This window comes from Amycolatopsis sp. DG1A-15b (assembly GCF_030285645.1).
GTDB lineage: Bacteria > Actinomycetota > Actinomycetes > Mycobacteriales > Pseudonocardiaceae > Amycolatopsis.
Genome location: NZ_CP127296.1, coordinates 9,079,362 through 9,103,073, shown reverse-complemented (window position 1 = coordinate 9,103,073; position 23,712 = coordinate 9,079,362). Strand labels below are relative to the sequence as shown.

The 23,712-nt window shown below is 72.3% G+C and carries 22 protein-coding genes; 13 read left to right on the top strand and 9 right to left on the bottom strand.

Annotated features, from left to right (window positions below; genetic code table 11):
• Nucleotides 1-82: 82 nt before the first annotated feature.
• The 5 genes from QRY02_RS42270 to QRY02_RS42250 form a co-directional block, all read right to left on the bottom strand.
• On the bottom strand, nucleotides 83-1,384 hold the full coding sequence (locus QRY02_RS42270) for an amidohydrolase (protein ID WP_285988290.1): 1,302 nt from the start codon (nucleotides 1,382-1,384) through the stop codon (nucleotides 83-85).
• Between the two features lie 197 nt (nucleotides 1,385-1,581).
• Nucleotides 1,582-1,884: a hypothetical protein gene (locus QRY02_RS42265; RefSeq protein WP_285988289.1), complete on the bottom strand. Its 303-nt coding sequence runs from the start codon at nucleotides 1,882-1,884 to the stop codon at nucleotides 1,582-1,584.
• Between the two features lie 49 nt (nucleotides 1,885-1,933).
• A complete protein-coding gene (meaB, locus tag QRY02_RS42260; RefSeq protein ID WP_285988288.1) occupies nucleotides 1,934-2,929 on the bottom strand; it encodes a methylmalonyl Co-A mutase-associated GTPase MeaB in 996 nt (331 codons plus the stop codon).
• 3 nt (nucleotides 2,930-2,932) lie between these two features.
• Nucleotides 2,933-5,101 carry a methylmalonyl-CoA mutase gene (gene scpA, locus QRY02_RS42255; protein WP_285988287.1) on the bottom strand — a complete coding sequence of 723 codons (2,169 nt, stop codon included), beginning with the start codon at nucleotides 5,099-5,101 and terminating at the stop codon, nucleotides 2,933-2,935.
• Nucleotides 5,098-6,933, bottom strand: coding sequence for a methylmalonyl-CoA mutase family protein (locus QRY02_RS42250; protein ID WP_285988286.1), 1,836 nt, complete (start codon nucleotides 6,931-6,933; stop codon nucleotides 5,098-5,100). Before QRY02_RS42250 ends, scpA begins: the two co-directional genes overlap by 4 nt.
• A 151-nt stretch (nucleotides 6,934-7,084) precedes the next feature.
• On the opposite strand from QRY02_RS42250, the gene QRY02_RS42245 reads away from it, so the two are divergent.
• Complete coding sequence (locus QRY02_RS42245; RefSeq protein WP_285994080.1) at nucleotides 7,085-8,830, top strand: serine/threonine-protein kinase; 1,746 nt, start codon at nucleotides 7,085-7,087, stop codon at nucleotides 8,828-8,830.
• Here the strand turns inward: QRY02_RS42245 and QRY02_RS42240 are convergent.
• A complete protein-coding gene (locus QRY02_RS42240) occupies nucleotides 8,827-9,447 on the bottom strand; it encodes a MerR family transcriptional regulator (protein WP_285988285.1) in 621 nt (206 codons plus the stop codon). The genes QRY02_RS42245 and QRY02_RS42240 overlap by 4 nt on opposite strands.
• A gap of 119 nt (nucleotides 9,448-9,566) precedes the next feature.
• On the opposite strand from QRY02_RS42240, the gene QRY02_RS42235 reads away from it, so the two are divergent.
• The 3 genes from QRY02_RS42235 to QRY02_RS42225 are packed head-to-tail and all read left to right on the top strand — an operon-like array spanning nucleotide 9,567 to nucleotide 11,718.
• Nucleotides 9,567-10,526, top strand: coding sequence for a hypothetical protein (locus QRY02_RS42235; RefSeq protein WP_285988284.1), 960 nt, complete (start codon nucleotides 9,567-9,569; stop codon nucleotides 10,524-10,526).
• Complete coding sequence (locus tag QRY02_RS42230) at nucleotides 10,523-10,942, top strand: ABA4-like family protein (protein ID WP_285988283.1); 420 nt, start codon at nucleotides 10,523-10,525, stop codon at nucleotides 10,940-10,942. The genes QRY02_RS42235 and QRY02_RS42230 overlap by 4 nt, the downstream gene beginning before the upstream one ends.
• Nucleotides 10,939-11,718, top strand: a complete 780-nt coding sequence (locus tag QRY02_RS42225; protein WP_285988282.1) for a purine-nucleoside phosphorylase — start codon at nucleotides 10,939-10,941, stop codon at nucleotides 11,716-11,718. The genes QRY02_RS42230 and QRY02_RS42225 overlap by 4 nt, the downstream gene beginning before the upstream one ends.
• An 88-nt stretch (nucleotides 11,719-11,806) precedes the next feature.
• Here the strand turns inward: QRY02_RS42225 and QRY02_RS42220 are convergent, their stop codons facing one another.
• On the bottom strand, nucleotides 11,807-12,970 hold the full coding sequence (locus QRY02_RS42220; RefSeq protein WP_285988281.1) for a glycosyltransferase: 1,164 nt from the start codon (nucleotides 12,968-12,970) through the stop codon (nucleotides 11,807-11,809).
• Nucleotides 12,971-13,000: 30 nt separating this feature from the next.
• On the opposite strand from QRY02_RS42220, the gene QRY02_RS42215 reads away from it, so the two are divergent.
• From QRY02_RS42215 to QRY02_RS42175, 9 genes are all read left to right on the top strand, one after another.
• Entirely contained in the window at nucleotides 13,001-14,635 is a 1,635-nt protein-coding gene (locus tag QRY02_RS42215) for a phospho-sugar mutase (protein WP_285988280.1), read from the top strand.
• Nucleotides 14,635-15,087, top strand: a complete 453-nt coding sequence (locus tag QRY02_RS42210; RefSeq protein ID WP_285988279.1) for a flavodoxin family protein — start codon at nucleotides 14,635-14,637, stop codon at nucleotides 15,085-15,087. The genes QRY02_RS42215 and QRY02_RS42210 overlap by 1 nt, the downstream gene beginning before the upstream one ends.
• A 304-nt stretch (nucleotides 15,088-15,391) precedes the next feature.
• Entirely contained in the window at nucleotides 15,392-15,820 is a 429-nt protein-coding gene (locus tag QRY02_RS42205; RefSeq protein ID WP_285988278.1) for an XRE family transcriptional regulator, read from the top strand.
• A complete protein-coding gene (locus QRY02_RS42200) occupies nucleotides 15,817-16,338 on the top strand; it encodes a hypothetical protein (protein WP_285988277.1) in 522 nt (173 codons plus the stop codon). Before QRY02_RS42205 ends, QRY02_RS42200 begins: the two co-directional genes overlap by 4 nt.
• A complete protein-coding gene (locus tag QRY02_RS42195) occupies nucleotides 16,335-17,459 on the top strand; it encodes an MAB_1171c family putative transporter (RefSeq protein ID WP_285988276.1) in 1,125 nt (374 codons plus the stop codon). The genes QRY02_RS42200 and QRY02_RS42195 overlap by 4 nt, the downstream gene beginning before the upstream one ends.
• A 1-nt stretch (nucleotide 17,460) precedes the next feature.
• Nucleotides 17,461-18,627 (top strand): amidohydrolase family protein, encoded by a 1,167-nt coding sequence (locus QRY02_RS42190; RefSeq protein WP_285988275.1) that lies wholly within the window; start codon nucleotides 17,461-17,463, stop codon nucleotides 18,625-18,627.
• A gap of 85 nt (nucleotides 18,628-18,712) precedes the next feature.
• Entirely contained in the window at nucleotides 18,713-19,102 is a 390-nt protein-coding gene (locus QRY02_RS42185) for a hypothetical protein (RefSeq protein WP_285988274.1), read from the top strand.
• A gap of 23 nt (nucleotides 19,103-19,125) precedes the next feature.
• A complete protein-coding gene (hisS, locus tag QRY02_RS42180; protein WP_285988273.1) occupies nucleotides 19,126-20,415 on the top strand; it encodes a histidine--tRNA ligase in 1,290 nt (429 codons plus the stop codon).
• A 55-nt stretch (nucleotides 20,416-20,470) separates the two neighbouring features.
• The gene (locus tag QRY02_RS42175) at nucleotides 20,471-21,739 is read left to right on the top strand and encodes a HEAT repeat domain-containing protein (RefSeq protein ID WP_285988272.1); all 1,269 of its coding nucleotides are present in this window, start codon (nucleotides 20,471-20,473) and stop codon (nucleotides 21,737-21,739) included.
• A gap of 112 nt (nucleotides 21,740-21,851) precedes the next feature.
• On the opposite strand, the gene QRY02_RS42170 is transcribed toward QRY02_RS42175, so the two are convergent.
• Both QRY02_RS42170 and QRY02_RS42165 read right to left on the bottom strand, forming a co-directional pair.
• Nucleotides 21,852-23,045, bottom strand: coding sequence for a sensor histidine kinase (locus QRY02_RS42170; RefSeq protein WP_285988271.1), 1,194 nt, complete (start codon nucleotides 23,043-23,045; stop codon nucleotides 21,852-21,854).
• Nucleotides 23,042-23,689, bottom strand: coding sequence for a response regulator transcription factor (locus QRY02_RS42165; protein WP_013222808.1), 648 nt, complete (start codon nucleotides 23,687-23,689; stop codon nucleotides 23,042-23,044). Before QRY02_RS42165 ends, QRY02_RS42170 begins: the two co-directional genes overlap by 4 nt.
• Nucleotides 23,690-23,712: the final 23 nt, after the last annotated feature.

The window sequence follows — 23,712 nt, the reverse complement described above, 5'->3', positions numbered from 1 at the left end:
CGGGGCAACTCCACTCCTGTGCACAAACGGACGACACGCGTACCTAGATGGACGACACGCGTACGTGGGCGGACGACACGGGTTAGGCGAGGGTGGTTAGGGCTGTGTGGACCAGGGTTCGGACTCCGCAGAGGAGGGCTCGCTCGTCGAGGACGAACGTGGGGCGGTGGATGTCCGATTGGGGGGCCGGGTGGCCGGACCAGACGCCGAGGCGGGCGAAGGCTCCCTGGACGTGCTCCAGGTACCAGCCGAAGTCTTCGCCGCCCGAGGACTGCTCCGTGGGGGCCACCGCTCCCTCACCGAGGGCCGCTTCGGTGCCCGCGCGCATCAGGGCCGTCGACTCGGGGTCCGAGACCACCGGGGGGACGCCGCGGCGGTAGTCCAGGTGGAAGCCGACACCGGTGGGAGCCAGCAGCGACTCCACCGACGACGCCACCAGCGGTTCCAGGGCCGTCCAGACCTCGTGGTCGGCCGTGCGCAGCGTGCCGCGCAGGACGCCGTCCTGCGGGACCGCGTTGGCCGCCTGGCCCGCGTGGACCGCTCCCCAGACCAGGACCGTTCCCGACCGCGGGTCGACGCGGCGGGAGAGCACCGCGGGCAGCGACGTGATCACCGTGCCCAGCGCGTGCACCAGGTCGGCCGTCAGGTGCGGGCGGGACGTGTGCCCGCCCGGCGACGTCAGGCGCAGCTCGATCAGGTCGGCGGCCGACGTCAAGGCGCCGACGCGCATCCCGACGGAACCCACCTCGAGCCGCGGGTCGACGTGCAGGCCGTAGATGCGCTCGACGCCGTCCAGTGCGCCCGCCGCGATCATGTCCAGCGCGCCGCCGGGCATGACCTCCTCGGCCGGCTGGAAGATCAGCCGCACCCGGCCGGGCAGCTCCGGCGCGCCGGCCAGGGCACGGGCCGCGCCGAGCAGGATCGCCGTGTGGGCGTCGTGGCCGCACATGTGGGCCGCGCCCTCGACGGTCGACGCGTACGGCAGGCCGGTCGCCTCCGTCAGCGGCAGCGCGTCCATGTCCGCGCGCAGCGCCACGCACCGCTCACCACTGCCGATGTCGCACACGACGCCGGTGCCACCCGGCAGCACCCACGGCTTGAGCCCGACGGAGCGCAGCAGCGTGACGACCAGTTCCGTGGTCGCGAACTCGTGCCGCGACAGCTCCGGGTGCGCGTGGATGTGCCGCCGCCAGGCGAGCACGTCGGTCGCGTTGGCGCGCAGCCAGTCGTCCAGCCAGAACGGGCCGCGGCCCGCACCAAGGTCCTCCACGGGAGCCATGCTTACGCCGGCTTCGGAAATGAGCGCCTCCGACCCCTCCATGGGGTTGATGATGCGCCCATGGGGGTCGCCTGGAACGTCCGGCCGTGAATCCAACACCGTCACGCCGCACCTCCTCCCGCAACACGGGTAACCCGCGCAGCGGCTGGGGTCACGCGTCGTGCCGATCGATCTGTCGTACGCATTTGCAGACGATCGTGCACCATGCAGGCGGCAAGCCGCGCCTCGAAAACGGCCGTCCTAGACGGCCGGTACCGGATCTGCGTTGAACGGCGTGCGCTAGTTCGGCAAAGCCGAAAACCTCAGGTCCCCTTGGTCCGCTTCGAACGGATCTTGCGCCCCCAGATCACGATGCCGAGCAGGACCACCGCGAGCAGGCCCGCGATCAGCTTGTTCTTGGTCTTTTCGCTGTTGGCCTTGTCCGTCTGGGCCGGGTCGAGTACCGGGCCCGGGGGCTGCGTCTGCGCCGGGACCAGCGCCGCGGACGCGTGCGCCACGCTCATCGTGACGGCGGCCGGACGCACCGGCTCGGCCAGCGCCGGCGACGCGGTGAACAGCACCGCTCCCAGCAGCGCGACCAGGACCAGACCCCGCAGTTTCGCCATGTCATCCTTTCGCCACGACCAGGCATTCTGCCTGCGGACACCCGGCCCGTCAGCCACCACGCGGTGGACCGAACGCGTCGAGGATCCGCTGTGCACCGAGGGTAGCCGTCAGTTCACCGTCCCGCACCGCCCGTTCGACGTCGGGAACGACCGTTCGCACGTCCGGATGCGCCGCCAGCCGACCCAGCAGCTGTTCGCGCACCATCGCCCAGGTCCAGTCGACCTGCTGCTGCCGCCGCCGGGCGTCGAGTTCGCCGGACGCCGTGAGCGTGTCGCGGTGCTGCTCGATCGCGCCCCAGACCTCGTCGAGCCGCAGGTTGTGCAGGCCGCTGCAGGTCAGCACCGGGGGCGTCCACGACGCTTCGGGCCCGTAGATCATCCGCAGCGCGCCCGCCAGCTCCCGCGCCGCGCGCCGGGCGTCCCGCTCGTGGTCGCCGTCGGCCTTGTTGACGGCGATGACGTCGGCGAGCTCCAGGACGCCCTTCTTGATGCCCTGGAGCTGGTCGCCGGTGCGGGCCAGGGTCAGGAACAGGAAGCAGTCGACCATGTTCGCCACGGTCACCTCGGACTGCCCGACGCCGACCGTCTCGACCAGCACGACGTCGTAGCCGGCCGCCTCCATCAGCACGATCGTTTCGCGGGTCGCCCGCGCGACGCCGCCGAGCGTCCCGGACGTCGGCGACGGCCGGATGAACGCCCGCGGATCGACCGCCAGCCGCGCCATCCGGGTCTTGTCGCCGAGGATCGACCCGCCGGTCCGCGTCGACGACGGGTCGACGGCCAGCACGGCCACCCGGTGCCCGGCCGCGGTCAGGTCGGTGCCCAGCTGGTCGATGAATGTCGACTTGCCGACTCCGGGGACGCCGGTGATGCCGACGCGCCGGGCCCCGCCGGCCGCGGGCAGCAGTTCGACCAGCAGCTCCTGCACCAGCGCCCGGTGGTCCTCCCGCTGCGACTCGACCAGCGTGATCGCCTTCGACAGCGTCCCGCGGTCACCCGCGAGCACCCCCTTGGCGTAGGCGGTGACGTCGATCTTGCGCGGCAACGGTCAGGACTCCTGCGCCGTCAGCTGGCCGAGCAGGTCGATGGCGGCGTCCGCGAGCACCGTGCCGGGCCCGAAGATCGCGGCCGCGCCGGCCTCGCGCAGCGCCGGGTAGTCCTGCGGCGGGATGACGCCGCCGACGACGACCATGATGTCCTCGCGGCCCAGCTCGGCGAGCTCGTGCCGCAGCGCGGGCACCAGCGAGAGGTGCCCGGCGGCCAGCGACGAGACGCCGACGACGTGCACGTCCGCCTCGATCGCCTGGCGGGCGACCTCGGCCGGGGTGGAGAACAGCGGGCCGACGTCGACGTCGAAGCCGAGGTCGGCGAAGCCGGTGGCGATCACCTTCTGGCCGCGGTCGTGGCCGTCCTGGCCCATCTTCGCGACGAGGATCCGCGGACGGCGGCCCTCCTCCACGGCGAACTCTTCGACCAGCTGACGGGCCTTCTCGACGTTCTGCGTCTTCCCCACCTCCTCGCGGTACACCCCCGAGATGGTCCGGATCTGGCCGGAGTGGCGGCCCCAGATCTTCTCGAGCGCGTCGGAGATCTCGCCGACGGTCGCCTTCGCGCGGGCCGCGTCGATGGCCAGTTCCAGCAGGTTGCCGCCCTGCTGAGCGCCCTCGGTGAGCCGTCGCAACGCGTCTTCCGTCGCCGCGGAGTCGCGCTCGGACCGCAGCCGCCGCAGCTTCTCCAGCTGCTGGGCCCGGACGCCGGCGTTGTCGACCTTGAGGACGTCGATCTCTTCGTCGCTGGTGACCTGGTACTTGTTCACGCCGATCACCGGCTGGCGGCCGGAGTCGATGCGCGCCTGGGTGCGCGCGGCGGCCTCCTCGATGCGCAGCTTCGGGATGCCCGCGTCGATCGCCTTGGCCATGCCGCCGGCCTGCTCGACCTCGGTGATGTGGCCCCACGCCTTGCGCGCGAGGTCGTAGGTCAGCTTCTCGACGAAGGCGCTGCCGCCCCACGGGTCGATCACGCGCGTGGTGCCGGACTCCTGCTGCAGCAGCAGCTGGGTGTTGCGGGCGATCCGCGCGGAGAAGTCCGTCGGCAGCGCGAGGGCCTCGTCGAGGGCGTTCGTGTGCAGCGACTGCGTGTGCCCCTGGGTCGCCGCCATCGCCTCGACGCAGGTGCGGACGACGTTGTTGTAGACGTCCTGCGCGGTCAGCGACCAGCCCGACGTCTGGGAGTGCGTCCGCAGCGACAGCGACTTCGAAGACGACGGGTTGAAGCCCTTGACCAGCTTCGCCCACAGGAGGCGCGCCGCGCGCAGCTTCGCGACCTCCATGAAGAAGTTCATCCCGATCGCCCAGAAGAACGACAGCCGCGGCGCGAACTTGTCGACGCTCAGCCCGGCGTCGACGCCCGAGCGGATGTACTCGACGCCGTCGGCGAGCGTGTAGGCCAGCTCGAGGTCGGCGGTCGCCCCGGCTTCCTGCATGTGGTAGCCGGAGATCGAGATCGAGTTGTACTTCGGCATGTGCTGCGAAGTGAAGGAGAAGATGTCGGAGATGATCCGCATCGACGGCTGCGGCGGGTAGATGTAGGTGTTGCGGACCATGAACTCCTTGAGGATGTCGTTCTGGATGGTCCCCGCGAGCTGCTCGGGTTTGACCCCCTGCTCCTCGGCCGCGACGACGTACAGCGCCAGCACCGGCAGCACGGCGCCGTTCATCGTCATCGACACCGACATCTTGTCGAGCGGGATGCCGTCGAAGAGCTGGCGCATGTCGTAGATCGAGTCGATCGCCACGCCCGCCATGCCGACGTCGCCCGACACGCGCGGGTGGTCGGAGTCGTAGCCGCGGTGGGTGGCCAGGTCGAAGGCGACCGAAAGCCCTTTCTGGCCGGCGGCGAGGTTGCGCCGGTAGAAGGCGTTGGACTCCTCGGCGGTGGAGAACCCGGCGTACTGGCGGATGGTCCACGGCTGGTTGACGTACATCGTCGGGTAGGGCCCGCGCAGGAAGGGCGCGATGCCCGGGTAGGTGCCGAGGAAGTCCACATCGGACAGATCGGCGGCGGTGTAGACGGGCTTGACGCCGATGCCTTCGGGCGTCTCCCAGGCCAGGGCGTCCGGGCCCTTGCCGGTGGCGTTCTCCACGGCGCGGGCCCACGCGTCGCGGTCGCCCGGTGACGGCGTGCCGAGGTCGAGACCGGCGAAGTTCGGGATGGTCATCGCACAACTCCCAGCTTGGCGTGCAGGCCGTCGAGGACTTCCAGGGCGTCGCAGCCGGCGAAGACGTTCCCGTCCACGCCGTCGTAGGAGCCCTTCCCCGCCAGTAGGACGTACTCGGCGCCGAGGGCCGCGGCGACGTCGGCTGCCTGAGCCGCATACGCGTCGTCGGTGCCGCAGAGGCAGGCGACGCGGGCGCCGGACGCGCGGAACGCGCCGGGCAGGTCGTCGGTCGCGCCCGGGTTGACGGCTTCGATCCCGCCCGCCTGGAACAGGTTGGCGGCGAACCCGGCGCGGGCGGTGTGCGCGGCGACCGGGCCGAGGGTCGCGAGGAAGATCTTCGGCCGTTCACCGTGCGAAGCGAGGTACGCGTCCGAAGCGTCCCGAAGGGCTTCGAAGCCTTCGGCGTACCGGTGCCGCGGCAGCCCACCTTCCACAGTGGCCTCCACGGGCGTCCGGACCACCGGCTTCTCGGCCAGGTTCGGGAACTCGCTGACGCCGGTGAGCGGGTCGCGCCGCGTCGCGATCCGCTTGGAACGCTTTTCCCAGGTCGACGCCAGCCGCTCGGCCAGCGCGCCGGACGCGAGCTCGGCGACCAGGCCGCCCGCGCCTTCGATGGCGGTGAACTCGGCCCAGGCCGCGTGCGCGAGGTCGTCGGTGAGCTTCTCGACGTACCAGGAGCCGCCCGCCGGGTCGGCGACGCCGGCCAGCTTGGACTCCTCCAGCAGCACGGCGTGGGTGTTGCGGGCGATCCGCGCCGAGAACGCGTCGGGGCGGCCGATCGCCGCGTCGAACGGCAGCACGGTGACCGCGTCCGCGCCGCCGACGCCCGCGCCGAAGCAGGCCACGGTCGTGCGCAGCATGTTCACCCAGGGATCGCGCCTGGTCAGCATGGCCGGCGACGTCACGGCGTGCTGGCGCATCGGCGAGGTGAAGCCGCAGACCTCGGCGACGCGCGCCCACAGGCGGCGGGCCGCGCGCAGCTTCGCGATGGTGGAGAACTGGTCGGCGGTCGCGGCGAGCCGGAACTCCAGCTGCCCGGCGGCGGCTTCGACGGCCAGCCCGGCCTCGGTCAGCGCCCGCAGGTAGGTGACGCCGGCGGCGACGAGCGCGCCCAGCTCCTGCGCGTCCGACCCGCCGGCTTCGTGGAAGGGCAGGCCGTCGGCGACGATCGTCCGCACTTTCGGGTACTTCCCGGCGACACGCGCCGCGAGCGCGGCGGCCGGTTCCAGCGCCACGGCGGAGCCGGAGCGGGCGGCCAGCCCGATCGGGTCGGCGCCCAGCACGGCGGTGGCTTCGCTCGCCGGGATCTCGCGCTCATCGAACAACGCCAGCAACTCGGAGGCCGCGGCTTCATACGAGGGACCCGCGTCCAGCACGACGGGCGCCAGGTCGAGGTACACCTCGTTCAGCGCGTCGGCGAGGGACGCAGGCGGCACCGAGAGCCAGATCGACGTCACGCCGCCTTCGAGGTCGGCGAGGATCGCCTGGTTGACCGCGCGGCCGTCGTCGCCGGTGAACCGGGCGCGGACGTCCCAGCCGGTGCTGACCTGGCCTTCCGGGCGGGCTCCGCGCACGTACGGCGGCAGACCGGGGAAGCCGATGTCGCCCGGGACGTCCTCGGCCGTGTACAGCGGCTGGATCTCGATCCCGTCGTAGGTCCGCGTGACGAGCTTGCTCTCCGGGGCGCCCGCGAAGTCCTCCGGCAGCTTCCCGCTCTTGCGCAGGACGCCCGCGACCAGCTCCTGCCACTGCGCGCGCGTCGCCTGCGGGAACTCGGCCGCGAGGTCGAGTTCGGAGATCGGCACTGACTCCGGACCGGCCACATCAGTCATAACCTGTGATGGTAGAGGCACTCGGCGCGCTCGACCTGTGAGTCTGGTCGCGCCGGGGGCGGGCAGCGGCGAGGTTGGGGGCCAGCCTGCAGGGACTGTCGGTCCCGTACGCCACAATTGGCGGGTGCCCCCATCCAGCGAAGAGACGCGAGTGGTCGCCGGTCGTTACCGGCTGCGTTCGGTGCTCGGCTCCGGGTCGATGGGCACCGTCTGGTCGGCCTACGACGAGTTCCTGCACCGGCAGGTGGCCGTCAAGGAGATGAAGGTGCCGCCGGGCATCCCGGCGGCGCAGGCGGACGAGCTGCGGGAGCGCACGCTGCGCGAGGCGCGCGCGATCGCGGTGCTCTCCCACCCCAACGTGATCATCCTGCACGACGTCGCCCGCGAGGACGACCAGCCGTTCGTGGTGATGGAGCTGCTGCCCTCGCGCAGCCTGGCGCACATCCTGCGCGACCACGGGCCGCTGACCGTCGGGCAGGCCGCCGCGGTCGGCATCGCCGTGGCGTCCGCGCTGGAGGCCGCGCACGCCGCCGGGATCACCCACCGTGACGTCAAGCCGGGCAACGTCCTGGTGGCCAGCGACGGCCGGATCAAGCTGACCGACTTCGGCATCGCCCGCAACGTCTCCGAGGCGACCATGACCCGCACCGGGATCATGCTCGGCTCGCCCGCCTACATCGCGCCGGAAGTGGCCTCCGGCGGCGCCGTCACGCCGGCCGCGGACCTCTGGGGCCTCGGCGCGACGCTGTTCGCCGCGGTCGAGGGCGCGCCGCCGTACGACGCCGACGGCGATCCGCTGGAGACGGTCGGCAAGGTCGTCAACGGGAAGGTGCCCAAGCCGAAGGCCGGCCCGCTCGCCGACGTCATCAGCGCACTCATGACGAAGGAGCCCGGGCGGCGGATCACGCTGCGGGACGTCCGGCACCGGCTGTACCCGCTGCAGACGAAGACGCCGCTCGACCTGTTCGGGCCCGAGCTGTTCCACACCCCGGACGGCAAGAAGACGTCCGCACAGCCGGACGCGACCGACACGCAGGTGATCAAGACCGTCCTGCCGGAGAAGGCCAAGGCGGAGAAGAAGGCCGAGGCGTCGAGCAGCGAGCTCGCCGCCGACCCGGGCCCGCTGCCGTTCCTGCGCCCGCCCGCCCCGGCGCCGTCGGCCCCCACCTCGGGTGCGCCGACGATGTTCGTCCCGCCCCCGCCGCCGCGGCCCGCGCGGCGCAGCTCCACGGCCTCCGCGGTGCTCGTCGCGGTGGCGATCCTGCTCTTCCTCCTCGCCGCGGGTGGCGGGTTCGCGCTGGCCAGGGCGGTCGGCGGCGAGTCGCTGCTGCCGCCGGCCGCCGCGCCGCGGGGCACGTCGAACGGCCCGACCGACGTGCCGCCGCCGACGCTGGTGCAGCAGTCCGGCGACGCGAGTTTCGCGACCGGCAACGGCGGTCAGTTCGGCCTCCAGGTGCCGGAGGGCTGGCAGAAGTTCGTCGCCCCGCACACGACGACGAAGTTCGGGGCGAGCACGGCGGTCCAGTACGTCTCCCCCGACGGCCGCCGGTCGCTGCGGGTGGAGCGGCTGGTGAAGTACTTCGCCCAGTTCCCCGACGACGGCGAGTACATCGCCTGGCTGAAGGGGTCCTACCCGGCCAACACCTTCCAGCTCTACGATCCGACACCGCTGCCGGGCGGCAAGGGCTCGACGCTGACGTACCGCCTGACCGAGGGCGGCAACCTCCCCGACCGCGACCGCGACGGCGCCGGCGGCACCCGGGTGACGTTCATGAACCTGGTCCAGGCGGGCACGAGCCTGTGGATCCTCTCGGTCACCGTGCCGGCGGAGCAGGAGAACTCGGGCCGTGAGGACGTCTTCAACCGCGTCGCCCCCACCCTGAGCGTCTCGGACTAGCCGCCGAGGATCTCGCGGGACACCTGTTCCTGGGCGAGGTGGCGCAGGCCGGCGAAGATCCGGTCGCCGAGCACGGTCGCGACCAGCCCGGTCTCGATGATCTCGTCGAACGACGTCAGGCCCTTCACCGATTCGACGTCGAGCTCCGCGGCGCGCATCGCCAGGCCGGCGTACTCCTCGAGGCGTCCGGCCAGGTTCTCCTGGCCCAGCTCCTTGGCCGTCGCCAGCGCCGCGACGAGGTTGGCCATCGCGCGGTGCTCCGGCGGGTGCGCCTTCCAGCCTCGGCGGTGGATGAGGTCCGCCAGCAGGCCGGCCGCCCACTCGGCGGCCTCGTCGGACACCTTGGGCGTCGGCCCGGCCAGCTCCTGCTGGACGACGCCCATCGTCCGGTGCGGGGTCTCGTCGCCGTCGATCGCGCTCAGCACGGCACCGACCGAGGCCAGCGGCAGCCCGCCGACTTCGGTGAGCGCCCTGATCAGCCGCAGCCGCTGGACGTGCGCGGCGGAGTACCGTGCCTGGTTCGGGCTGGTGCGCTCGCCGGCTGGGAGCAGGCCCTCGCGCAGGTAGAACTTGACGGTCGCGACCGGCACCCCGGACTCGGCGCTCAGCTCGGCCATCCGCATGCGTTTCCGCTCCGATCCCGGGGTCCGTCTCGGGGACAACCCTGAAGACTTCTCAGCATGGATAGTTTAACTTCCCATAACGGAGAGCTTCACTATCCATTATGGGAGGAACCATGACCATCCTTGCCGATCTCCGGAGCAGAACGCACACGTGGCACCGGCCGTCCGCGCTCGCGGCCGTCGCGCTGGGGGTCCTGGCGGTGCTGTGCGTCGCCGCCATGCTCCTCGACCAGCGGACTCTCGCGGGTGCGCCGATCTGGGCGAAGCCGTTCAAGTTCGCGGTGTCCGGCGCGCTCTACTTCGCCACCTGGAGCTGGCTCGTCTCGCTGCTGCCGCGGTTCCGGCGCACGGCGGTCCGGCTGACGAACCTCCTGGTCCTCATCTTCGCCGCCGAGTACGTCCTGCTGGTGTTCCAGGCGGCCCGCGGCCGCGCGAGCCACTTCAACAACGCGACACCGCAGGACGCGCTGATCTACGACGTCATGGGCAAGATGATCATGGGACTGTGGGCCACCACGCTCGTGCTGACCATCCTGGTGATGTTCACGAAGGTGTCCGACCGGGCGAGCTCGTGGGCGGTCCGTACCGGGGCCGTGCTCTCCCTGGCCGGGATTTCCCTGGGCATCCTGATGACGAACCCGACCGCGCAGCAGCTCGCGCAGTGGAAGACCGGTGGACGGCCGTCCATGGTCGGCGCGCACACCGTCGGGCTCGCCGACGGCGGCCCCGGCCTGCCGGTCCTCGGCTGGAGCACCGTGGCGGGCGACCTGCGGATCCCGCACTTCGTCGGCATGCACGCACTGCAGGCGCTGCCGCTGCTCGCCATCGCGCTGGCGGCGCTGGCCCCGCGCTTCTCGCGGCTGCGGGACGACGTCGTCCGCGCCCGGCTCGTCCTGGTCGGCGCGGCCGGGTACGCGGGGCTGATCGCGCTGGTCACGTGGCAGGCGCTGCGGGCGCAGTCGATCGCGCACCCGGACGCGACGACACTGGGCGCGTTCGCGCTGCTGGTCGCGGCGGTCGGGCTGGGTGCGCTGGCCGTCGTCCGCGCGCCGGAACGGAAGGCGGTTCGATGACGCTGTTCACCTGGGCGTTTCCGCTGGCGGCGCCGTTCTGGGCGCTGTTGGTCCTGGCCCCGAAGTGGCGGTGGACGGCGCGGATCATGGCGTCGCCGTGGGTGCCGCTGCTGCCGCTGGTGTGCTACTTCGGGCTCGTGCTGCCGCACTTCGGCGAGTGGGGGCGGGCGATGCTGCGGCCCGACCTCGGCGTCCTGCAGACGCTGCTGGCCACGCCGTGGGGCGCCGGGCTCGTCTGGGCGCACCTCATCGCGTTCGACCTGTTCGTCGCGCGGTGGATGTACTTCGAGGCTCGCACGCTGGAGATCTCGCCGTGGATCGTCAGCCCGGTCCTGGTGCTGACGATCTTCCTCTCGCCGTTCGGGCTGGTGGTGTTCCTGGTGGTGAGGAGCGTCCGGATACGCTCCCTCGCATGAGTGAACACGAAGCCGCGAGCGCCATCGCCAAGCGCACCGGCGTGGACGCGCACGACATCGCGGTGGTCCTGGGGTCGGGCTGGCGCCCGGCGGCGGACGTCATCGGGGAGTGCGAGACGGAGATCCCGTTCGCCGAACTGCCCGGTTTCACCACGCCCGGCGCGGTGGGCCACGGCGGCACCATCCGCTCGCTGAAGGTCGGCGGCAAGAACGTCCTGGTGATGCTGGGCCGGACGCACTTCTACGAGGGCAAGGGCGTCGACCAGGTGGTGCACAACGTGCGCACCGCGGCGGCGGCCGGCGTCCGGTCGGTGCTGCTGACGAACGCCGCGGGCGGCCTGCGCGAGGGCTTCCAGGTGGGCCAGCCGGTGCTGATCTCCGACCACCTGAACCTGACCGCGCGCTCCCCGATCGTCGGCGCGAACTTCGTCGACCTGACGGACCTGTACTCGGCGCGGCTGCGTGGGGTCGCCCGCGAGATCGACCCGTCGCTCGAGGAAGGCGTCTACGCGGGCCTGGTGGGGCCGCACTTCGAGACGCCGGCGGAAATCCGGATGCTGCGCACGCTGGGCGCGGACCTGGTCGGCATGTCGACGGTGCTGGAGGCGATCGCCGCCCGCGCGGCCGGCGTCGAGGTCTTCGGCCTGTCCCTGGTGACGAACCTGGCCGCGGGCATGACCGGCGAACCCCTGAACCACGAAGAAGTCCTGGAAGCCGGCCGCGCCGCGGCCACGAAGATGGGCTCCCTGCTGCGGGAACTGGTCACCCGCGCCTGACCGGGTTCCGGCTTGGATCACGTGAGTGCGTGATCCAAGCCGGAATTCGCATGATCCAAGCCGGAACTCGCGTGATCGGAGCCGGAACTCAGACCAGGGCGGGCAGTTCGGCGGCCACCTCGGCCGGGGACGGCATGGCCGCCACCTCGTCGGCGAGCCGGCGGGCCGCGTCGCGGACCGAGGTGTCCGTGAGCAGGTGACGCGCTTTCGCCGCGACGGCTTCGGCCGTGACCTCGGCGCCGAGCAGGCGGTCGCCCACGCCGGCCGCCAGCACCGCCTCCGCGTTGGTGAACTGGTCCGCTCCCTGCGGCAGCAGCAGCTGCGGGAGGGCCGCGCCGAACGCGCCGAGCGTCGTGCCGCTGCCGCCGTGGTGGACCACCAGGTCCACGTGCGGGAGCAGCGCCGCCTGCGGGACCCACGCCTCGAGCCGGACGTTCGCCGGGACTTCGCCCAGCGCGTCTTCGGGCAGCGACGGGCCGGTGGCGACCAGGACGTCGACGTCCAAACCGGACAGTCCGGCGACCGCCTCGGTGAGCACGCCCGCGTGCCCCATCGCCGTGCCCAGCGTCAAGTAGACCAGCGGACGCCGCTTGTCCAGCACGCCCGGCGGCAGCTCGCCCGGCTCGCTCCAGCCGACCGGGCGCAGCGGCACCCGGCGGGTACGCGCCATGAAGTCCCGGTCCTGCACCGACTCCGGGCAGATGTCGACGAAGGGACCGCCGAACGCCAGGTCTTCGCCCATCTCGATCCCCAGTTCGGCGGCGTGCGAGCGGATCGCGTCCCGGATCTTCGTGGTCATCGGGTCGCCGGTCGACACCCGGCCGAAACCGTGCGCCACCACCGGGAGCCCGGCCTTCAGCGCGGCGAACGCCCCGCCCGAGTTGCCCGCCTCGCTGACCACCAGATCGGGCCGGACGTGCTCGAACAGCGGCAGCAGGTCGGCGACGAACCGCTTCGGCATCAGCTCGCCGAACACCTTCGCGACGACCGGGAACAGCACCTCCCGCGGGATGTCCCCCGGCGGGCCGGGCGGCCCCGCTTCGCCGAACGTCTCGCCGAACGCCTGCCCGAACGCGTCCTTGATGGCGGGCCCGGCGGCCGCCGTCTCGAGCCCGGCTTTCGTCAGCTGTGGCAGGAAGTCTTCCGAGGTGGCGAAGACGACGTCGTGGCCCGCGTCGCGTGCGGCGACCGCCAGCGGGACGAGCGGGAAGGTATGACCGAAGGACCCCAGTGAGGTGAACAGTAAGCGCACCTACCCGACCTTAGCCCGTAGGCTGACGCCGTGACATCAGATTCCGCCCTGCGTGACGCCGCTTCCCGCTGGATCGCCGCCGACCCCGACGCCGGCACCCGTGCCGAGCTGGAAGCCGTGCTGGCCCGGGCGGGCGGCGGCGAACCCGGTGCCGCCGAAGACCTGGCCGACCGGCTGGCCGGCCCGCTGGAGTTCGGCACCGCCGGCCTGCGCGGCCCGGTGCGCGCCGGGCCGAACGGCATGAACGTCGCCGTCGTCACCCGGACGACGGCCGGGGTCGCGGAGTGGCTTAAGGCGCACGGGCACGCCGGCGCGCTGGTCGTCGTCGGCCGCGACGCGCGGCACGGCTCGGAAGCCTTCGCGACGGCCGCCGCCGAGGTGCTGACCGCGGCCGGCTTCGACGTCAAGGTGTTCCCCCGCCCGCTGCCGACGCCGGTGCTCGCGTTCGCCGTCGGCCGGCTCGGCGCGGTGGCCGGGATCCAGATCACCGCGTCGCACAATCCCCCGGCGGACAACGGGTACAAGCTCTACGACGCGACCGGCGGGCAGATCGTCCCGCCGTCCGACGGCGAGATCGAGCGTGCCATCGAGGCCGCGCCGCCCGCCGCCGACGTGCCGCGCGCGCCCGGCGCCGAGGTCACCGACCTGCTGGACCGCTACCTCGACGAGGTCGCGACGCTGCCGCTGGGCCACGAGCGCGCGGTGCGGGTCGCCGCGACGGCCTTGCACGGCGTCGGCGCCGACACGCTGCGCGCGGCGTTCGAGCGGGCCGGGTTCACCGACCTGCACCTGGTCGGCGCCCAAGCCGCGCCGGACCCGGACTTCCCCACCGTGTCGTTCCCGAACCCCGAAGAACCGGGCGCGACGGACCTGCTGCTGGCGCTGGCGTCCGATGTGGACGCCGACCTGGCCGTCGCCCTCGACCCGGACGCCGACCGGTGCGCGCTCGGCGTCCGGGACCGGGACGGACGGTGGCGCATGCTGCGCGGCGACGAGACCGGCGTGCTGCTCGGCTCGTACGTATTGTCCACAGTGGACCGTACGGTCCTGCCGGACCCGCTGGTGGCGACCACGATCGTGTCGTCGTCGATGCTCGGCGAAATCGCGAAGGCCGAAGGGGCCCGCTACGCCGAGACGCTGACCGGCTTCAAGTGGCTCGTCCGGGCCGGCGAGGGCCTGGTGTTCGCCTACGAAGAGGCGCTCGGGCTGTGCGTGAACCCGGGCTTCGTGCGCGACAAGGACGGCATCGCCGCCGCGACACAGGCGGCCGGGCTCGCCGCGCAGCTCAAGGCGCAGGGCCGTACGCCGCTGGACGTGCTCGACGAGCTGGCGCGGCGCCACGGCGTCCACCTGACCGACCAGGTTTCGCTGCGGGTCACCGATCTGGCGGTCCGCGGCCGGCTGATGGCGAAGGTGCGGGAGACCCCGCCGTCACGGCTCGGCGGCGTCGAAGTCGGCCTCGAAGACCTGCTGCCGGACGCCGACGTGGTGCGGCTGACCGGCGACGGTGTGCGCGTGGTCGTGCGGCCGTCCGGGACCGAACCGAAGCTGAAGGCGTACCTGCAGGTGGTGGCGCCGGTGACGGACGAACTGGCCGATGCCCGCGGTGCGGCGCAGGAGCGGCTGACGGCGTTGCGGGCCGACGTCGAGGAGCTGCTCACCTGATGCCGAGGCTGCTGATCGTGCACCACACGCCGTCGCCGTCGACGCAGGCGCTGTTCGAGGCGGTCCTGGCCGGGGCGACGCACCCGGACATCGAGGGGGTGGAAGTGGTCCGCCGCGCGGCGCTGGCGGCCACGGTCACCGACGTGCTCGAGGCGGACGGCTACCTGCTGGGCACGCCGGCGAACCTCGGCAGCATGAGCGGCGCGCTCAAGCACTTCTTCGACACGGTCTACTACCCGTGCCTGGACGAGACGCGAGGTCGCCCGTTCGGGTACTGGATTCACGGCAACAGCGACACTTCGGGCACGGAACGGCAGCTGCTGGCCATCACGACGGGCCTGGCGTGGGTCACCGCGGCGGAACCCGTCATCACCACGGGCGAACCGGACAAAAAGACGCTGGCGGCCTGCACCGAACTGGGTGGCACGCTGGCCGCCACGCTGATGGCGTGAACGGCCGGAAATTAAAGGGGCCTGTCACCGGAAGCCCTGGGGGTCGACCTCCGGCAACAGGCCGTGACCAAGGGTTCGCCCGAGGGCGATCAACCTTGGCCTGTGAAGCGTACTACACACGGCCGATCATGACGAGTCGAAGGCGCGACAACCTCTCGCCTGAGCCGTTCCGTGCACCCCCAGGGCACGGAGGGCCAGGCGAGAGGCGAGCCAACTGTAAACCACTGCATACGACGGCTGTCAACATATGCGTACAGTGGCTTTCCGGCTAGAATTTTCGCGGCTGGATTCCCAGGGGGTGGAGATGGCACGGGAACGCACCTTCGCGGAGCGCCTGAGCGCCCTGATCGAGGCCGCCCGGGTGGACGGGCGCGCGCCGCACAGCTACCGGGAGATCTCGGCCGCCGTCGAGCGGGCGGGCGGTCCGGCGATGTCACCCGCTTACATCCAGCAGCTCGCGACCGGCAAGCGGGTCAACCCGAAGATCCACTACGTCGAGGCGCTGGCGAAGCTGTTCGGCGTGCCGGTGACGTACTTCTTCGACGAAGAGGTGTCCGCGGCACCGGCGGGTGAGGCCCAGCTGATGGCGATGCGCGCCCAGGAGCTTTCCCCGCAGGGCCGCCGTCAGGTGATGGACCTGCTGGAGCTCGTCGAGCGCTACGAACGGGCCGAACGCGAGGGCCGGAACCCGGAAGACCGCGAGGGCCGGGGCCCGGGAAGCGCAGTGCGATGAAGGAGCGCGAGCTGCGCCGGCGCTGCCGGAAGCTGCTCAAGGAGCTGGACATCGAGCCGCCGCTGGACGTCGAGGTGCTGTGCGCGCGGCTGGGCGAGCGGCGCGGGAGGCCGATCCGGCTGCTGGCGTACCCGCTCGAAGTGCCGGGGCCGTTCGGCTGCTGGATCGCGACGTCGGCCGCGGACTACATCTTCTACCAGGCCGAGACGACGAAATCGCACCAGGACCACATCATCCTGCACGAGCTCGGGCACATGCTGGCCGACCACCACCCGCACGGCGACGCCGAGCCCGCCGACTTCCTCCGCGGCCCGGCTCCCGATCTTGACCCGGATGCCGTACACCGCGCGCTGCGCCGTTCGTCCTACGATGACGCCCACGAGTGGGAAGCCGAAACGGTCGCGACGATCATCCTCGAATGGGCGTCGGTCCTGAACTACACGATCCCCCGGCGCGCCGCTGACCGGGATCTCCGCCGGATCCAGGGGGCGCTCGGCGATCACCAAGGGTGGTTGTGAGCACGCTGTTCAGCCCGGTCAACTTGATAGCTCTCGTGCTGTTCTCCGCCGCGCTCGCGTGGCGGATCTACCAGGTGACGCGCGCGCCGACGGTGCCGAACTGGGCCGTCACCGCGTGCGTGGCCGGCTTCGCCGCGGCGTTCCTGCTGCAGCAACCGGTTGTCTCCGACGAAGTGGACGCGCTGCTGGGCCGGGGTGCGGCGCGGGTGGCGAACAATGCGCTGCTGGCGTGCGGCCTCTGCGCGCTGGTGATCTTTTTCCTCGGCTCGGCGCTGGGCCCCCGCCGGTACCGCCGGGTGGTGGCCGAACTGGTCCCGCCGGCGGCGGCGATCGCGCTGATGATCGTCGCGATGGGCCTGACGCGGCCGGAGCTGCGCGGCCTGCCGCTGGGGCCCTCGACGATCCACGACAGCGGCGTCGCGGTCTTCTACCTCGGTGCCGGGCTGTACCTGATCTACGGCCTCATCGCCTGCGCCGCCTGGATCGTGCGGTACCTGCGGGTGGCCGACCGGAACCTGCGGATCGGGCTGCGGCTGGGCGCGCTCGGCATGGCCTGCGCGGCCGCCGGCAGCATCTTCCGCGCGCTGTACATCGTGGTGGCGTGGGTGTTCGGGCCGGTCGTGAAGATCCTGCTGCTGCTCGGCGTGCCGTTCGTCATCGTCGGCGGGGTGCTGTTCCTCGCCGGCGTCACCTACCCGGGGGTGCGGGCGCGGGTTTCGGCATTGCGACGCCGCCGCCGGCACCGGCGCGAGCACGAGGCGCTGGGTCCCTTGTGGACGGTCCTGGTCGAGGCGTTCCCCAGCATCGTGCTGCGGACCGCGCCGCGGCGCGGCGACCGGCTGTCCCCGCGGGGCACCCACCGCGGGCACTACCGCCGGGTGATCGAGATCCGCGACGGCCTGGTGCAGCTGTCGCCGTACCTGGACGCGGACTTCGGCGAGGTCGTCGCCACCGATCCCGGGGCCGCCGCCGCCGCGTTGCGGGCGGCGCTACGGCGGCACGCGGCCGGCGAGGCCAGCGACGGCCGCGCGAAGCAGGTCCTGCCCGCCGGGGCGGACGACCTCGAATCCGACATCCGGCCGCTGCTCGCGCTGTCGGCCGCGATGACGAACGGGAAGTGACGTGGACACCCTGATCACCGCCGGCCGGGTGCTGCCGCGGCCTTCCGCGCCGATCGACGACGGCGCCGTGCTGGTGCGCGACGGCGTCATCGTCGCGGCCGGTCCGCGCGCGGACGTCGTCGCGCAGGCCGCGCCGGACGCGTCCCGGCACGACTTCCCCACCGGGACCGCGCTCGCCGGGCTGTGCAACGTCCACGTGCACCTGGCGTTCGACGCCTCGCGCGAGATGCTGGCCCGCTTCTCCGGAAGCGAAGACCCCCTGGAGGGCGCGCGCTCGCGGCTCACGGCGATGCTGCGCAGCGGCGTCACGACCGTGCGGGACCTCGGCGACCGCGGGCACCTCGGCGCGGCCGTCCGGCGCTCGTTCGAGGGTACTCCCGCGCCGCGGCTGCTGGTGTCGGGCCCGCCGATCACCGTGCCGGGCGGCCACTGCCACTTTTTCGGCGGTGAAACGGCTTCCGACGACGAAATCCGCTCGCTGATCGACGCCAACGCGGCGGCGGGCGCCGACGTCATCAAGGTGATGGCCAGCGGTGGCCAGATCACCGAGGGCGGCGCGGACATGTGGGAGTCGCAGTTCGACGCGCGGCAGCTGCGCGTGGTCACCGAGCACGCGGCGCGCCACGGGCTGCCGATCGCCGCGCACGCCCACGGCGCCGATGCGATCGAGGCCGCCGTCGAGGCCGGGGTGTCGACGGTCGAGCACTGCAGCTTCCTGACCGGACCTCGCTCCTTCGACCGCCGCTCGGAGGTAGCCGAGCGGATGGCCGCCGACGGCATCTCGGCGTGCTCGACGAGCAGCCGCAACTGGCGGGTGATCGTCGAGAAGCTCGGCGACGACGTCGCGCAGGCGATGTACGGGCGGCTGCCGTGGCTCGAGGAACACGGCGTCCGGCTGCTTTCCGGAACCGACGCGGGCCTGCCCGGCTCGGTGTTCGACGACCCGGTCGGCGCGCTGGAACTGTACGAATGGCTCGGCTTCCCCCGGCACCGGATCCTGGAGATCGCGACCGAGGACAGCGCGGCCGGGCTCGGACTCGCTGACGTGACCGGACGGCTGGAAGCCGGGCTCGCGGCGGACGTCCTGGTCGTCGAAGGCGACCCCCTCGCGTCGCTGGCCGCGCTCCGCAACCCGCTGCTGGTGCTGGCCCAGGGCCGCCTCGCCTAGGTCCCCGACCGGGGAACACCCAATTTGGTGACAGCGTTTTAAAACAGTGTTACTGTTTCGCTACCCCACCTCGAAGGAGCTCCCGATGCACGGACCGACCCAGCTGTTCACGGTGATCGCGCTGGTCTCGCTGCCGACCGTGATGTACGGCGGCTACGCGCTGATGGGCGTCATGCGCGATCGCAAGCTCACCGAACACCAGCGCGCGATGTTCCGCGCCGGCCACGCGCACGCCGGCGTCCTGCTGGTCCTCGCCCTGGTCGCGCTGCAGATCCTCAGCCGCACAACGCTGCCGGACCCGGCGTTGTGGGTCACCTGCTTCCTGCTGCTGGTCGGGATCCTCGCCCAATCGGGTGGATTCTTCCTCCACCTGCTCCCGAACCGCGGCAAGCTCGGCGGGCGCGTGACGTCCGTGGGCGCGGTGTTCCTGGCCGCGGCCATCCTGCTGACGGCGTACGGGGTCGCTTTCGCCTGAGCACCGGTCGTTAAGCTGATGACGTGCCTGAATACCTGCCGACCGCGCCCTACAAGGGGACCCGGGACTTCCTGCCCGCCGAAATGTCCGTGCGTACCCAGGTGTTCGGTCATCTCTACGACGTCCTGGAGCGCCGCGGCTTCCTCCGCTACGACGGCCCGATCCTCGAATCGGCCGAGATCTACGAGCGGAAGTCCGGCCAGGAGCTCGCCGACAAGCAGCTGTACACGCTGACCGACAAGGGCGGGCGGCGGCTGGCGCTGCGGCCGGAGATGACGCCGTCGGTGGCGCGGATGATCGCCGGGAGCGCGAAGTCGCTGTCGTTCCCGGTCCGCTGGTACAGCCACCCGAACTGCCACCGGTACGAGGCGCCGCAGCGCGGCCGCGTCCGCGAGCACTGGCAGATCAACGCGGACATCTTCGGCTCGGACAGCGCCAACTGCGAGATCGAGATCTTCGAGCTGGTGCACGACATGATGGCCGCGCTGGGCGCGACGCCGGACATGTTCGTGCTGCGCGTCAACGACCGGAACCTGCTGACGTCGGCGCTCACCGACGTCGCCGGCGTGTCGGCGGACCACCTGTCCCAGGTGTTCGCGCTGGTCGACCGGTGGGAGAAGTACCCGCGCGAGAAGCTGGCCGAGAGCGCCGGCGAAATCGGGCTCTCGGACAAGCAGTTCGAGAAGCTCGCCGAGACGCTCGACGCGGGCGAGGCGCTGCTCGACGAGCTGCCGGCCGAGGTGCGGGCGGAGTCGAACCTGGTCCGCGTCCTGAACAGCAGCGCGGGTTCGCTGGTGAAGTACGAGCCGATGATCGTGCGCGGGCTGGCGTACTACACGTCGACCGTGTTCGAGGTCTTCGACACCTCGCCGGAGAACCGCCGCGCTCTCTTCGGCGGCGGCCGCTACAGCGACCTCGCGTCGATGTTCACCCCGCAGCAGATCCCGGGCATCGGGTTCGGCATGGGCGACGTGACGCTGATCGACTTCCTCGACACGCACGGCCTGACCCCGGCCCCGCGCAGCGAGGTCGACGTCATGGTGATCCCGGTGACCGAGGACCTCGCGGACGCGGCCCGGTCGGTGGCGGGCTCACTGCGGCAGGCTGGGCTGCGGACGTCGACGCCGATCGAGCACCGCAAGCTGGGCAAGGAGCTGACCCGCGCGGACAAGGCGGGCGCGGTCGCGGTGGTGATCGTCGGCCAGGAGGACTGGGCCGCGGGCAACGTCACGGTTCGCAGCCTGGCGACGCGGGAGCAGAACCCGGTCGCGGTCGCCGACGCCCCGGCGGCGGTGCGGGCGCTGCTGGCGTAAATCGGATCGACTCCCCTCCGGCGCCCGGGCATCCTGGGCGCCGGAGGGGATACCGATGATCGTTTACGAAGACGCGCGGCAGTGGGTCGAGTTCGAGTGGGCCGCCCGTCGAGCGTCGTGGTACCGCGGTGAAAGACGGCTCAGCCGCCGGCCTTCGCGGGAAGAACTGGCCGAAACCGCGTGCGGCCGCAACGGGTATTTGCGCGAGGCCGCTGTCGAGCGGCTGGCGGTGAGCACCGATCCCGAAGCACTGCCGCTGCTCCTGCTCCGGTGTGTCGACTGGGTGCGGCCGGTCCGGGAGCTCGCACGGTCCATCGTTCTGTCCAAACTGGACGACTCCACGCTACGGGCGATGCTGCCGCTGATCGGCATCCTGCGACGACGTCAGGTCGACGACTGGATGACCTCGCTGTTGCGCGAAGCCCTGCCGAACGTGCTCGACGACGCGCTGGCGCTCGAGGACCGGGAAACCCGGCGCTGGGTGCACGCGGAGGCGGTCGGTCTCCTGTCGCGCGAACGGCTGCTCGACATCGCGGTGCGGGACCACGACTTCGTGGTCCGCGCGATGTGCGGCACCGTGCTGCTCGACCGCGGCGAGTGCGTCGAGGAACTGCTGGCGGCCGGGGCGCCGAAGGTCCGGGTGCGGGCGTTGACGCTGCTCGGCCCCGAAGCCGCCGTGGCCCACCTGGCGGACCGCTCGTCGGCGGTCCGGTCGATGGCGCAGGCGCTGGTCCTGAAGGCGGGCGGCGACCCGGCCGCGCACTACCGCGCGATGCCGGTCTCGTTCGGCGCGCTGGCGGGGCTCGGCGAAACGGGGACCTCCGCCGACGCGCCGCTCCTGGAGCGTCACCTCGCCGACGAGCGGCCGCGGATCCGCGGGGTAGCGGTCCGCGGCCTGCGCCGGGTCGCGCCGGAGTCGCCGGCGGTGCGGCCGTTGCTCACGGACCCGTCGCCGGCGGTGACCCGCCAGGTGGTGACGTTCCTGCGCGGGAAGTTCGTCGACCCGGCTTCGCTGCAGGCCCTCCTGTCCTCAGCGCACCCGATCCACACGCGCCGGGCGGCCGCGACGTTGCTGCGCGACCGCGACACCTGGCGGCGCCTGCACACGGACCTCACCCTCCTGCGCGATCCGGACCTGGCCGCCGACGCCTACCAGGACCTCCACGCCTGGCTCGAACACTCGGCGGCCACCTACACCACCCCGTCCCCGGCCCTGGCGGCCGAAATCGACGCGGCTTGCACCGCCCTCGCCCCGGCCTTGGCCCGCCAGATCCGCTTCGCCCTCCCGAGCCGACGTGCGGGAAGGGTCGACACGCGTGATTGAGCAGTCGACTCGCGTGATTGAAGGGTCGACACGGCGAGACCCGGCGTGCCTCGCCGTGTCGTCGCTCCGATCACGCGAGTCGACCCTCGAATCACGCGTGTCGGCTGCCTGATCACGAGGGGTCGGCGCGGAGGAGGCGGAGGGTGAACGTGGCTCCGGCTCCGGGGCGGGCCGCGGCCGCGATCGTGCCGCCGTGGCCCGTCACCACTTCGCGGACCAGGGCCAGGCCCAGGCCGAAGCGGCGGCCGTCGCCGTCGGAGCCGCGGGCGAACCGCTCGAAGATGCGGTCCGCGTCGGTGGTGGGGAAGCCGACCCCGGTGTCGCGGACCCGCAGCTCCACGTGCCGCTCGTCGGGGACGCCGAGCCACACCTCGATCGAGCCGCCCGGCGGCGTGTGGCCGAGTGCGTTGTCCAGCAACGCCGACAGCACCCGGCGCAACGCCGTCGGCACGCCCTGGACGACGTACGGGCGCCGCTCCCGCGTCACCGCCAGCCGGACCTGGCCCTCCTCCGCCCGCACCGCTTCGGCCGCCACCGCTTCCTCGGCCAGCACCCCCAGCTCGACCAGCTCCAGCGACGGCCGTTCGCCGCACGCCTGCGCGGAGAGCAGCAGGTCTTCGACGACCTCGCCGAGCTCCCGCGTACCGCGCACCAGCTGGTCGAGTTCCGCCGCGTCCCGCCCGGACGACCGCCGGGCGAGCAGCTGCGCGCGCGTGTGCAGCCGGGTCAGCGGGGCACGCAGTTCGTGGGACGCGTCCGCGACGAACGTCCGCTGCCGCCGCAAGGCGTCCTCCAGCGGCCGGATCGCCCGGCGGGCCAGCACCCGCCCGCACCCCAGGGCCGCCAGCAGCGCGAGCACCTCGGCGACGCCGAGCCCGGACACCAGCGACGCGCGGTCCTGGACCTGGTACCGCTCCTCGAAGAACGCCTGGGAGACGGCGCCGCCGCGGTTCTCCACCCGGATCGTGTGCGTCATCCCGCCGATCGACCTTCGCTCGGTGTAGACGTCGCCGGGCGACGGCACGAACGCGTCCAGCTCCGCGATCGGCATTCCCGGCGGCGGCGGGCCCGCGGGCGCGTGCGCCCCCGGGGTGAACAGCCAGACGCAGCCCGGCGGGGTCGCGCCGGGACCGAGCTGGATCGTCCTGGCCAGCAGCCGGTCCGCGTCGGCGTGCTGGCCGGACAGCAGGATCCCGTACGCGATCGCGCCCGCGACGGCCACGAGCAGCGACACCACCACGGCGATCTGCGCGGTGATCACCCACCGCGCCCGCCGCAGGGCCCGCTCCTCGGGGGCGGGACTCATACCACGCCGATCTGGTACCCCAGGCCGTGCACCGTCCGCACGACGTCCCGGCCGAGCTTGCGCCGCAGGTAGTACACGTAAGTATCCACAATGGACTCACCGGTCGAGTCGGCGAACACCCGGGTGCGCAGCGCCGCGCGCGGGTGGATCGCCTTGGGCCGCTGCGCCAGCGTCCGCAGCAGCTCGAACTCCCGCCCCGACAGCGTGATCCGCTCGCCACGCGGCAGCACGACTTCGTGGCGCTGCAGGTCGAGGGCCGCCGTGCCCAGCGGCAGGCACTCGGCGCCTTCGAGGTCACGGCGGCCCAGCGCGCGCAGCCGCGCCAGCAGTTCCTCGGCCTCGAACGGCTTGACGAGGTAGTCGTCCGCGCCGGCGTCGAGACCCGCCACGCGGTCGGCCACCTCCCCCAGCGCCGAGAGCACCAGGACCCGCGTGGTCACCGCCCGGGCCCGCAGCCGCCGCAGCAGCTCGAGCCCGTCGAGCACCGGGAGCCGGCGGTCGATGACCATCACGTCGTAGTGCCCGGTGAGCCCGAGGTGCAGGCCCCGCTGGCCGTCGTGCGCCGCTTCGGTTTCGTAGCCCTCGTCCGCGAGCAGCTCGCCCAGCATGCCCGCCAGTTCCCGGTCGTCTTCGACCAGCAGCACTCTCGGTTTCGCCACCCCGTCGC